14 protein-coding genes and 1 tRNA gene are annotated in these 11,691 nt (G+C 49.7%); 11 read left to right on the top strand and 4 right to left on the bottom strand.

Features of this window, described 5'->3' with window-relative positions; translation table 11 throughout:
• Positions 1–111: 111 nt before the first annotated feature.
• Positions 112–183, bottom strand: a tRNA-Lys gene (locus tag AACQ84_RS10515).
• A 278-nt stretch (positions 184–461) separates the two neighbouring features.
• On the opposite strand from AACQ84_RS10515, the gene clpS reads away from it, so the two are divergent.
• From clpS to AACQ84_RS10500, 3 genes are read left to right on the top strand one after another with little or no spacing between them, the layout of a single operon-like run.
• Positions 462–755 (top strand): ATP-dependent Clp protease adapter ClpS, encoded by a 294-nt coding sequence (clpS, locus tag AACQ84_RS10510; protein ID WP_012307683.1) that lies wholly within the window; start codon positions 462–464, stop codon positions 753–755.
• The gene (locus tag AACQ84_RS10505) at positions 756–1,043 is read left to right on the top strand and encodes a DUF2103 domain-containing protein (protein WP_012307682.1); all 288 of its coding nucleotides are present in this window, start codon (positions 756–758) and stop codon (positions 1,041–1,043) included. It abuts the gene before it with no gap.
• 41 nt (positions 1,044–1,084) lie between these two features.
• The gene (locus AACQ84_RS10500) at positions 1,085–2,020 is read left to right on the top strand and encodes a YegS/Rv2252/BmrU family lipid kinase (RefSeq protein ID WP_012307681.1); all 936 of its coding nucleotides are present in this window, start codon (positions 1,085–1,087) and stop codon (positions 2,018–2,020) included.
• Here AACQ84_RS10500 and AACQ84_RS10495 read toward each other — a convergent pair.
• Positions 1,986–2,747: a hypothetical protein gene (locus AACQ84_RS10495; protein ID WP_012307680.1), complete on the bottom strand. Its 762-nt coding sequence runs from the start codon at positions 2,745–2,747 to the stop codon at positions 1,986–1,988. The genes AACQ84_RS10500 and AACQ84_RS10495 overlap by 35 nt on opposite strands.
• A gap of 167 nt (positions 2,748–2,914) precedes the next feature.
• Entirely contained in the window at positions 2,915–3,514 is a 600-nt protein-coding gene (gene ureG, locus AACQ84_RS10490) for an urease accessory protein UreG (RefSeq protein WP_012307679.1), read from the bottom strand.
• Positions 3,515–3,679: 165 nt separating this feature from the next.
• Between ureG and AACQ84_RS10485 the strand changes: the two genes are divergently transcribed.
• Entirely contained in the window at positions 3,680–4,945 is a 1,266-nt protein-coding gene (locus AACQ84_RS10485; protein WP_012307678.1) for a dihydroorotase, read from the top strand.
• Positions 4,946–5,018: 73 nt separating this feature from the next.
• On the opposite strand, the gene ahcY is transcribed toward AACQ84_RS10485, so the two are convergent.
• Complete coding sequence (gene ahcY, locus AACQ84_RS10480; protein ID WP_012307677.1) at positions 5,019–6,395, bottom strand: adenosylhomocysteinase; 1,377 nt, start codon at positions 6,393–6,395, stop codon at positions 5,019–5,021.
• A 251-nt stretch (positions 6,396–6,646) separates the two neighbouring features.
• Between ahcY and grxC the strand changes: the two genes are divergently transcribed.
• The 7 genes from grxC to fusA all read left to right on the top strand — a co-directional run bounded on the left by grxC (position 6,647) and on the right by fusA (position 11,687).
• On the top strand, positions 6,647–6,952 hold the full coding sequence (gene grxC, locus AACQ84_RS10475) for a glutaredoxin 3 (RefSeq protein WP_012307676.1): 306 nt from the start codon (positions 6,647–6,649) through the stop codon (positions 6,950–6,952).
• Positions 6,949–7,425 (top strand): tRNA adenosine(34) deaminase TadA, encoded by a 477-nt coding sequence (tadA, locus tag AACQ84_RS10470; RefSeq protein WP_012307675.1) that lies wholly within the window; start codon positions 6,949–6,951, stop codon positions 7,423–7,425. Before grxC ends, tadA begins: the two co-directional genes overlap by 4 nt.
• Before the next feature lie 52 nt (positions 7,426–7,477).
• On the top strand, positions 7,478–7,873 hold the full coding sequence (locus tag AACQ84_RS10465; RefSeq protein ID WP_012307674.1) for a phosphomannose isomerase type II C-terminal cupin domain: 396 nt from the start codon (positions 7,478–7,480) through the stop codon (positions 7,871–7,873).
• A 33-nt stretch (positions 7,874–7,906) separates the two neighbouring features.
• Positions 7,907–8,236: a HesB/IscA family protein gene (locus AACQ84_RS10460; protein WP_012307673.1), complete on the top strand. Its 330-nt coding sequence runs from the start codon at positions 7,907–7,909 to the stop codon at positions 8,234–8,236.
• An 82-nt stretch (positions 8,237–8,318) separates the two neighbouring features.
• Entirely contained in the window at positions 8,319–8,693 is a 375-nt protein-coding gene (gene rpsL, locus AACQ84_RS10455) for a 30S ribosomal protein S12 (RefSeq protein WP_012307672.1), read from the top strand.
• Positions 8,694–8,918: 225 nt separating this feature from the next.
• Positions 8,919–9,389: a 30S ribosomal protein S7 gene (gene rpsG / locus AACQ84_RS10450; protein WP_012307671.1), complete on the top strand. Its 471-nt coding sequence runs from the start codon at positions 8,919–8,921 to the stop codon at positions 9,387–9,389.
• 216 nt (positions 9,390–9,605) lie between these two features.
• Positions 9,606–11,687: an elongation factor G gene (fusA, locus tag AACQ84_RS10445; protein ID WP_012307670.1), complete on the top strand. Its 2,082-nt coding sequence runs from the start codon at positions 9,606–9,608 to the stop codon at positions 11,685–11,687.
• The last annotated feature ends 4 nt before the right edge of the window (positions 11,688–11,691 follow it).

Below are 11,691 nucleotides of genomic sequence, written 5' to 3'. Positions count from 1 at the left end.
CTTACTCAAAACACAAACACAGCCCATCATACCGGAACCTTTCCCAAAGGCCGCGTGGAGAAAAAACGAGAAAGTCCCACAAACATGATGCTTGCAGGACTTCCTAAAAAATGGGTCGTCAGAGATTCGAACTCTGGGCCAATCGGTTAAAAGCCGAGTGCTCTACCGCTGAGCTAACGACCCGTTGTGCTTTTCAACACAGTTATACAATGTAGCACCGAATTTTTGAAAGCGCAAGGTTTTGCGTTAACTTTTTTCTGAAAAATGTCGCCAACCGAGTCAATGGGCCACCCACATCTTGTCAAGCAGGGGGGTTCTCTCTAGAATAAGGGGCATTATCGGCGCAACTTTTGCCTCCAGAGGAAGCGATTCTGGTTAATCAGCCAAATGCTCCCACTATAAATTTTCTAACAAATTTGTTTTAACGTTCTTCGTCTATCCCAAGGATTGATTCGGTTACCATGGCCCCTGCTCCCGGTATTCTCAAAGAAAGCGATCGCCAAACAGTCCGTAAGCCTTACCCAAACTTTAAGGTGATTGTCCTCAACGATGATTTCAATACCTTTGAGCATGTTGCCCATTGTTTAATGACCTACATCCCGAATATGACGGCGGATCAAGCTTGGAATTTAACCAATCAAGTGCATTTCGACGGTCAGGCCATTGTCTGGGTAGGCCCCCAGGAACCAGCGGAACTTTATCACCAACAATTGCGACGGGAAGGTTTGACCATGGCTCCCCTTGAGGCGGCGTAGATGGCATCAGAGGAAAAAGGAAGACTCGTTTGGAATCATTCGACCCACATTGAGGGGCTGATCCCAGTGCTCGAAAAATTAGTCAACTGTGAGGGGATTCGCACGATCACCCCAGGGGCTCTCAGTCGAACCAGAGGCAATATTCCCCGGTTGAAACTGCGGGTGTCTGTGCCATTGCAAGGGGGCTTTAAGGTCATTGCCCGCAAGGGAAAATCGGTCCAGGAGGTTTTTATCATTACTGACCTCGCCCAGGAACAACTCCAAGCGGCGATCGCCACGGTACTCTAGGAAGTCTAGGGCGAACTTTTCATATCCCCTCGTAGAACACGATGAAAAAAGTGCATCTCATTTTTAATCCGGTATCCGGTGCGGGCCATGCCCCCCAGGAACTGGAACAAATTCGAGCCAAGCTCCTCGATCAGGTTGAGCTTGAGATTCAATTTACCTCCCCCGAAGAAAGTGCGACGGCCTTGGCAGAAACGGCGATCGCCCAGGGAGCTGATCTCATCATTGCGTCTGGGGGCGACGGCACTGTTTCAGCGGTGGCGACAGTTTTGATGCACAGTAATATTCCCCTGGCCGTTATTCCCCGGGGGACGGCCAATGCCTTCGCGGCGGCCTTAGATATTCCCACAGCTATCGACCAAGCCTGTGATGTGATTTTGCAGGGACAGCCCCAACAGATCGACTGCGCCACCTGCAATGGTCAACCGATGATTCTTTTGGCTGGGATTGGCCTAGAGGCGGCGACCATTGGCGAAACTGACCGGGATAGTAAACAACGGTTTGGTTTCTTTGCCTATTTGTCCACGGCAGTACAACAACTGCAAAAGCTGCAACCCTTCCAGGCGACCCTCGATTTTGGCGATCGCCAACAAACCTTTGATGATGTGCTCGCGATCACCGTAGCGAACTTGGCCCCCAGCACTTCAATTTTGGCCCAGGGAACGGGCGGGGCCTCGGGTCAAGATGCCCTACTCGATGTCACCGTTCTCACCATGGCTGACGAGGGAGAGCTTTTTGGTTTGCTCAGTGCATCCTACGAATTATTCCAGGCGGCTCTCCAAGACAATCCCGCTGATCATCCCCACATCCAATCTTGGCGCACCGCCGAGTTAACAGTAACCACCACGTCGCCCCAGGCTCTACTCTTAGACGGAGAATTGCTAGAGGAAATAACCATGGCCCAGTTCGCGGCGGTACCCCGGAGCCTCTGGGTGCAGCTTCCCCCTAAAGCGGCAACCCCCCCTGAAGAATCACCGTAATCCCTGCAATTAATAAACTCAAACCAATGAGTCCTAAGCTCCCCAAAATAATCACAATACGGGCGCGGGGTTGGTGGCTAATCACCCAAGGGATGAGGATTTTATGCTGGCGATCGCGCCGGATCAGCTTGCCATAAATGTAAACCGGATCCCCCGCCACCCAAATGTATTCCCGTAAAACCAGCCCCCGACGATTTCCTAGGGGGCCTTTGGGGTTAATGTGATTCGCTTCTAAAAAGGCGATCGCCTGGGGATCTTTGAGGGGCATGAAAATGTTTTGCTGCACTTGGTAATGGCATTTGCCGAGGCCCACGTAGTTATCCAGTTCATGCTGGGGAGACGACAGCACAACTCGACTTTTTCCGATGGCGATCGCCGTGCCAGAGCGTTGCTGACGGGGGAGCACTTCTAGGATTTGTTGTTGATCGGCGACAAAAAAAGTGCTTTTAGAAGTTTGATCGATGAGGCGTCTCGACTGTTTCCCTTGGGTTTCTATCACCATTAATTGCCATCTCAGACAGGTCGTTTTTGTTAAGGGAGAAAGAATACTTTTGCCGACGCTATATTGTCCCTGAAAATAAATTTTCTCACCAGGGCGAATTTGGCCCAGGGGAGGCTTACGGTAGCTCAGTAAAGGACGTAGTTGCTGACCAATAGTTGCTTTAAGGAGCATTCCCCCAAAGAGAATGAACCAAAAACCGATAAACCAGGAAAAAAAGTAAGACATTATTGAAAGAGGCTTCTTTTACTTTTCAAATCGCCTAAAAAGCCGCCATTATTTAAATTGGATAAGTATCGAAAAATGCCATCAAGAGAAATTTTAAAACCGCTTATGAGTTCATTTGGGAGACAAAAAAAATAGTTCTTTGAATTAGAATTATTTTGTTTTTTACGTTACTCAAGAATATGTTTTTTGATGAAATCAAGCACCGCCTCTAAGCCAGTTTGGGTCTTGAGATTGGTAAAAATAAAGGGCTTATCCCCCCGCATTTTTTTGGCATCGCGATCCATCACGTCTAGGTCAGCGCCCACTGCTGGGGCTAAATCGATTTTGTTAATGACCAACAGATCCGATTTGGTGATACCAGGGCCACCTTTACGGGGAATTTTGTCACCTGCGGCCACGTCAATCACATAGATCGTCACATCCACGAGTTCCGGGCTAAAGGTCGCCGCCAGATTATCGCCCCCACTTTCAACGAACATCAGGGTCAAGGGCTGGAATTTTTCTTCGAGTTCGGCGATCGCCGCCAAATTGAGGGACGCATCTTCACGGATCGCCGTGTGGGGACAGCCCCCTGTTTCAACTCCCATAATGCGTTCTGGGGGAAGTGCGCCGGAGCGGGTTAAAAACTGGGCGTCTTCTTTGGTGTAAATGTCATTGGTGACGACGGCGATCGCATATTGGTCGCGTAGCGCCTTACATAGGGCATCCAAAAGGGCTGTTTTCCCTGACCCCACTGGCCCCGCAATGCCCACTCGCAATGCACTCATTTTTGATTCACTCCAAAATCACCACAAAATCATCATAGTGAGACCGATTCGCTTTTGTCGTAAATGTTGTTGAATTTCACAAAGTCCAGGGGGATTTGGGGCAGAAACAGTAGAATGGGGGACGGATTTTCATGGAAGGGGAATATTTCGGTGGTAAGCGCGGCAATGGATAACGTTGTTTTACGGCAGGTGCGGGTTCTGGATCCCGTGGCCAACTTGGATCATCGCCAAGATGTCTGGTTTAAGGATGGTCAGCTCCAGGCGATCACCCCCCAATTGTCAGATCTCCCCACCGCAGTAGAATCCATCGAAGCCGCAGATCTAATCCTGGCGCCCGGTTTAGTGGATCTTTATAGCCACAGTAGCGAACCTGGGTACGAATCCCGCGAAACGTTGAAACAACTCGCCCAAGGTGCCCTCGCTGGAGGGTTTACCCAAGTGGGGATTTTGCCGAATACCCAGCCTCCCCTTGATAATCTTGGCCAACTGCAAAGCTTTCAACAACTCATCCAGCAAATACCCGGCCCCAAACCAAATTTTTTACCCTGGGCTGCCCTGACGAAAAAATGCCAAGGGGAAAGCCTCACGGAATTAGGAGAACTCGCGGCCGCAAATATTGCCGGATTTAGCGACAGCCAAGCGTTAAACAATTGGCTCCTGCTGCGGCGTACCCTCGAATATTTATGCCCCCATCACCGACCCATCGCCCTCTACCCGCAAAATTTAGCCCTCCATAACGGGGGAACGGCCCGCTACGGCAAGGCGAGTTTAGCCTATGGCCTCGTGGAGGAATTAGTCTCAGTAGAAACCACGGCGATCGCTTCGATCTGTGAACTGGTGGCCGAACTGAAAACCCCTGTCCATCTCATGCGCATCTCCACCGCCCGGGGGGTGGAATTGATTGCGGAAGCCAAACAACGGGGATTGCCAATTACTGCCAGTGTTTCTTGGATGCATCTGCTCTGGAATACGAAGGCCCTCAGTACCTATGACCCGAATCTCCGCCTAGATCCGCCCCTTGGTAATCCCGAAGATCAACAAGCATTAATCGAGGGCGTGAAAACTGGGGTCATTGAGGCGATCGCCATTGACCACCAACCCTATCTCTACGAAGAAAAAACCGTCAGCTTTGCCGAAGCCCCTTCCGGCGTGATTGGTTTAGAAATTGCCCTGCCAATCCTCTGGCAAAATTTTGTTGTTTCCCAAGAATGGCAACCCCTCCAACTTTGGCAAGCCCTCAGTACCAATCCCCAGAAATGCTTAGGTCAGGCAATAAAGTCGATTGCCCCCGAAAATTGCCAACCCCTAATCCTTTTTGACCCCAGCAAAACCTGGCAGGTTAACCACGAAAATCTCCACTGTCCCCAGACCAATACCCCTTGGTGGCAAAAAACGCTCACGGGCAAAGTGATCAATACATTTTTAGGTTAAAACCCGCCATCAAAAAAGGGTTGACCCAGATCAACCCCTGTCATGTTTATTCAAGTTAAAAAGAAATCAAGCTTTAGTACTTGTAGCTTTCCGTTTTGAAAGGCCCTGCCACAGGTACATGGATGTAATCCGCTTGGGTTTGGGTGAGTTGGGTGATCACGCCGCCAAAACCTTGCACCATGTAGCGGGCCACTTCCTCATCAAGATGCTTCGGTAACACCTCAACCGTAATCTTGCGTTCACTGGGATCTTGGTTGGCAAACTGACGCTCAAACAAGAACATTTGCGCGAGAACTTGGTTAGCAAACGAACCATCCATAATCCGGGAGGGGTGCCCTGTCGCATTCCCCAGGTTGACCAAACGACCTTCCGCTAAGAGAATCAAAAAGTCCTGGGGATCATCACTGCGATAAACCTTATGAACTTGGGGCTTGATTTCTTCCCACTGCCAGTTTTTCCGCATGTAAGCAGTGTCAATCTCATTATCGAAGTGACCAATGTTGCAAACCACTGCACTGGGCTTCAGGGCAGCAAGCATATTGGCATCGCAAACATTAAAGTTACCGGTGGCCGTCACCAAGAGATCCGTATTCGCTAAGAGATCTTTATTGATGCTCTCTGGCCCATTGTTGATGCCGTTAATGAAGGGTGAAACCACTTCAAATCCATCCATACAAGCCTGCATCGCGCAGATGGGGTCAACTTCAGTGACCTTGACAATCATGCCTTCCTGACGGAGAGACGCAGCCGAGCCTTTGCCCACATCGCCATACCCAATCACCAGGGCTTTTTTCCCGGCGAGGAGGTGGTCAGTGGCGCGTTTAATCGCATCGTTTAAGCTGTGGCGGCACCCATACTTGTTGTCGTTTTTCGCCTTGGTAACGGAGTCATTAACGTTAATGGCGGGGATTTTTAGTTTGCCCTTTTCGAGCATTTCGTAGAGACGATGGACGCCAGTGGTGGTCTCTTCGGTGACGCCATGGATGCGGGAGAGCATTTCAGGATAGGTAGTGTGGATGTAGCCCGTCAGGTCACCACCATCGTCGAGGATCATGTTGGCATCCCAAAGTTCGCCGTCAGGGGTGCGACAGGTCTGCTCAATACACCACATGTATTCTTCTTCGGTTTCCCCTTTCCACGCGAAAACGGGTACGCCTGCCTCGGCGATCGCCGCTGCGGCATGGTCTTGGGTAGAGAAAATATTACAGGATGACCAACGCACTTCGGCCCCCAGTTCGACCAGGGTTTCAATCAGCACCGCCGTCTGAATGGTCATGTGGATACAGCCAATAATCTTTGCCCCAGCTAAGGGCTTGCTTGCACTGTATTTTTTCCGGATGGTCATGAGGGCGGGCATTTCGCCTTCGGCGATCGCAATTTCCTTGCGGCCCCAGCTTGCCAAATTAATATCGGCGACCTTGTAGTCACGGGTGAGGGTTGAAGTGCTCATAGTTTTGCTGTTGAGTTAATGTCCAGAGAAAGGTGATTAAAAATATATTGTGGCTGATCTAGAAATATATCGATCCGGTAATCATGCCACTCGCTCGCATGGCTCAGATGGAATTTTTCCTTAGGATCAGCAGTGTTTAAAGTATTCTAAAGTTTAACCTTAAGTCCATTGACTTTGTCAGTCCCATGTTGAGTGTGAATGGGCATAATTGGCGGCAAAGCAATGATTAAGGGTATGGGAGAACGTCAAAAATGTTTAATTGCCTGAAGTCGCTATTTGGAAAAAAAGCAACGGGGATTCATGCCAAGGTTGAAATTTATACTTGGCGGACTTGTCCCTACTGCATTGCAGCGAAAATATTGCTTTTTTTCAAAGGGGTACATTTCACGGAATACAAAATTGATGGGGATGAGATTGCCCGTAAAAAAATGGCAGAGCGGGCCAATGGCAAGCGCACTGTCCCCCAGATTTTCATCAACAACGCCCACATCGGCGGTTGCACAGATTTATTCGCCCTTGAACAAAAAGGCGAGCTAAACGTATTACTACACCAGTGATTACCCAAGCAGAATATCGACGCCATTATCACTGGATGCAAAAGGCGATCGCCCTCGCAAAAGTTGCCGGACAATCTGGAGAAATCCCCGTCGGTGCTGTGATTGTTGATGGCAAAAATCAATGCCTTGCCCAGAGTGGTAATCGCAAAGAAAAAACCCAAGATCCCACCGCCCACGCCGAAATGCTGGTGATCCGTGCCGCCAGCCAGATGCGCCAAGATTGGCATCTCCAGGACTGCACCCTCTATGTCACTCTCGAACCCTGTCCCATGTGTGCCGGAGCGATGATTCACAGCCGTCTTAAGCAAGTCGTTTATGGTGCTGATGATCCGAAAACAGGCGCTCTACGCAGTATGGCTAATTTTCCCGATGCTCCCTTTTCTAATCATTCTTTCCCAGTTCTTGGTGGGATCGCAGCAATGGAATGTCGGCAACTTCTCCAGAATTGGTTTCAACACAATTGCCGTCCCTGACGCATAATGGGAGGCAAGTATTTATGTTGTCATCTACGGTTTTTGAGTGCCCATGATCTTGACGGGACAATCCAGTAGCCCTGCCACCACGGCCCCAACTCAACCATGCCCCACTGATTCTCGACCCTGGGGTACTTTTACGGTTCTCGATGAAGGGCCAGGCTACAAAATCAAACGCATCGAAGTAAAACCCGGTCATCGCCTCAGTCTCCAGATGCACCATCATCGTAGTGAACATTGGATCGTTGTGTCTGGAACGGCCCACGTTGAATGTGGTGACAAAACTGAATTATTAACCCCGAACCAATCCACCTACGTCCCGGCCTGTACCAAGCATCGCCTCCAAAATCCTGGCGTTGTGCCCTTGATCTTGATCGAAGTGCAGAATGGTGAGTACCTGGGCGAAGATGATATTATTCGCTTCCAGGATGACTATGCTCGCCAGTAGAGCTTGGTTCCCATTGGCTTTTCCTTTTTTGAAATGATTCAAATCACTCCGAGCGCCGCCCAAGAAATTAAACGTATCCAGCGTAGTCGCCAAGCGACTGATAGTTATCTCCGGATCACTGTGCAGTCCGGCGGCTGTTTAGACTACATCTACCAATTTTCTCTAGATGCTGAACCCCAGAGCGGCGATCGCCAAGAAACGATCCGCAATATCAACATCTTGATTAATCACAATGATGCCGAGCAGCTCAAAGACCTCAGCATTGACTACTCCGAAGATTTAATGGGGGGAAGCTTTCGGTTTAAAAATCCCCACACAATCAAAACCTGCAACTGTGGTCAGTCCTTTCAGAAAGAACCTTGACAGTAGCCGATCTTTGTCACTAAGATTGTAATTTGTCAATGTTAATGACCTACGTTAAACCATCCGCGTAGGGCAATTGTCCATGCCAACTATCCAACAGCTTATTCGTTCAGAGCGCTACAAGCTCAAGAAAAAGACTAAGTCCCCCGCTCTTAAGCAATGCCCCCAGCGTCGTGGCGTTTGCACCCGTGTGTATACCACCACCCCCAAGAAGCCGAACTCTGCGCTTCGGAAGGTGGCTCGTGTGCGTTTGACCTCTGGTTTTGAAGTGACCGCTTACATTCCTGGCATCGGCCACAACCTCCAAGAACACTCCGTCGTCCTCATCCGGGGCGGTCGTGTGAAGGATTTACCTGGTGTCCGTTATCATATTGTCCGTGGCACCCTCGACGCGACTGGTGTTAAGGATCGGAAGCAAGGCCGCTCCAAATATGGTGCTAAGCGCCCTAAAGAGTAATCTATCCGGTTGAATGATTGGCAAGAGTTGCGATCGCCAATTTTTCCCAGAATTTAGATTCTCCATTGAATTTATTTAAGCTTGTTGCGAACCTCCCAAAGCTCACGACTACCGGTGGAGTGTTCCCTTTATATAAAATTGCTGCCCCTATTTTAAAAATCGCGCCTAGGCCGCCTAGCGCAACCACCCTAAGAAAACCCTCTATCTGTAAAAGCATAGAAAAATATGTCTCGTCGCTCAGTTACTAAAAAGCGTGTTGTGCCGCCTGATGCCGTGTACAACAACCGTCTTCTCAGCATGACTATCCGCCGTGTGATGAAAAGCGGCAAAAAATCCTTGGCAGCACGGATTGTTTACGATGCCCTCGACATCATCAAAGAAAGAACTGGCAGCGATCCCATCGAAGTCTTTGAAACAGCAATCCGTAACCTGACTCCCCTCGTGGAAGTTAAGGCCCGTCGTGTTGGTGGCGCAACCTACCAGGTGCCCATGGAAGTCCGCCAAGGCCGGGGTACTGCTTTGGCCCTCCGTTGGTTAATCGGCTATGCTCGGCAACGCTCCGGTAAAAGCATGGCGATCAAGCTTGCCAACGAATTGATGGATGCAGCCAACGAAACGGGCGGCGCAATCAAGAAGCGGGAAGATACCCACCGGATGGCAGAAGCGAACAAGGCTTTCGCCCACTACCGCTACTAAAAACAATCTATACCGGGGAAGATTTCAGTTTGTTTTTCACAACAAAAAATTCCCCGGTGCTAGACGAAACGAAACAGCAAGACTATAATAATGAGTCGCCATTGCTAAGAAGTATTAAGCAACTGTTTTCATCATCATTTTTCGGCGCGCACACTTTAAAAAGATTTTTTTTGATTGTGCGATCGCCTTTAGAAAATCAGTTTGCAGGAGGTCATCGTGCCACGTAGCATCGCCCTAGAACAAGTCCGTAACATTGGCATTGCCGCGCATATTGATGCGGGTAAAACCACGACAACTGAAAGAATTTTGTTCTACTCCGGAATTGTCCACAAGATCGGAGAGGTTCACGATGGCAACGCAGTGACCGACTGGATGGAACAAGAACGGGAGCGGGGTATTACAATTACCGCTGCCGCGATCAGCACGAGCTGGCGCAACCACAAAGTTAATATTATTGACACCCCTGGACACGTTGATTTCACGATTGAAGTAGAGCGCTCGATGCGGGTGCTCGATGGTGTAATCGCAGTTTTTTGTTCCGTCGGTGGTGTGCAACCCCAATCAGAGACCGTTTGGCGTCAGGCTGACCGGTACCGCGTGCCCCGGATTGCCTTCGTCAATAAGATGGATCGCACCGGCGCAAATTTCTTTAAAGTTTACGAGCAAATCCGCGATCGCCTCAAAGCCAATGCCATCGCGATTCAGATTCCCATTGGTACCGAAAGCGAATTTCAAGGCATTATTGACCTGGTGAAAATGCGGGCCCATATCTACAAAGATGATATTGGTCAGGACATTGAAATCACAGAAATTCCCGCAGCATTACAGGATAAAGCCGCTGAATATCGCACGATCATGATCGAGGCGATCGCCGAGAGTGACGAAAGCCTCCTGGAAAAATATCTAGAAGGAGAAGCCTTTACCGAAGCAGAAATCATGGCCGCACTCCGGCAAGGAACCATTGCCGGGACGATTGTTCCCCTGCTGTGTGGCTCTGCCTTTAAAAACAAAGGCGTACAACTCCTCCTTGATGCCGTTGTCGATTATCTGCCCTCCCCCCTAGATGTTCCTCCTATTCAAGGGGAACTCCCCGATGGCACCCTAGGCGATCGCCCAGCCGATGACGAAGCCCCCTTTGCCGCTTTGGCCTTTAAGATTGCCTCTGATCCCTACGGGAGACTCAGTTTTATCCGTGTCTACTCTGGTGTTATCGAAAAAGGCAGCTATGTCTACAACTCCACAAAAGACCAAAAAGAACGAATTTCTCGTCTGATTGTCCTCAAATCCAATGAACGGATTGAAGTTGACGAACTTCGTGCCGGCGATCTCGGTGCCGTCATCGGCATGCGTGACACAATGACTGGTGACACCCTCTGCGAGGCAAATGACCCGATCATCCTCGAATCCCTCTACATTCCAGAACCTGTCATTTCCGTCGCCGTCGAGCCGAAGACCAAACAAGATATGGAGAAGCTCTCTAAAGCGCTCCAAGCCCTATCCGATGAAGACCCGACCTTTCGTGTCAGTGTCGATCCGGAGACCAACCAAACAGTAATCGCAGGGATGGGAGAACTTCACCTCGAAATCCTTGTGGACCGCATGCTGCGAGAATTCAAAGTTGAGGCAGATGTCGGTCAACCCCAAGTCGCCTACCGGGAGACAATTCGCCAGAAAGCAGATGCCGAAGGTAAATTTATCCGTCAGAGTGGCGGCAAAGGCCAATACGGCCATGTTGTCATCCAGATTGAACCTGGAGATGAAGGCAGTGGCTTTGCGTTTGAATCAAAGATTGTTGGTGGTGCCATTCCGCGTGAATACATCCCGTCTGTAGAACAGGGGATGAAAGAAGCATGCGAATCTGGTATCATCGCAGGCTACCCGATGATTGATCTCAAAGCCACCCTGCTTGATGGCTCTTTCCACGACGTAGATTCCTCAGAGATGGCATTTAAGATTGCTGGTTCTATCGCAATCCGTAATGCCGTTGACCAGGCCTCTCCCGTGGTGCTAGAACCTGTCATGCAGGTTGAGGTCGAAGTCCCTGAGGAATTCCTTGGTGACATCATGGGTGACCTCAATGCCCGTCGGGGCAACATCCAAGGTATGAATTCCGAAGAAGGCCTGGCTAAGGTTTCTGCAAAGGTTCCACTGGCAGAAATGTTTGGTTACGCTACCGATATCCGTTCAAAAACCCAAGGACGTGGTATCTTTTCGATGGAATTCAGCAACTACGATGAGGTGCCTCGCCATGTGGCTGAAGCCATCATCGCAAAAAACAAAGGGAACGCAAACTTTTAACGAT

This window comes from Picosynechococcus sp. PCC 7002 (genome assembly GCF_963860125.1).
Classification (GTDB): Bacteria; Cyanobacteriota; Cyanobacteriia; order Cyanobacteriales; family MRBY01; genus MRBY01.
Note: the sequence above shows the minus strand (reverse complement) of the source record. Positions and strands in the feature narration are given on the sequence as shown.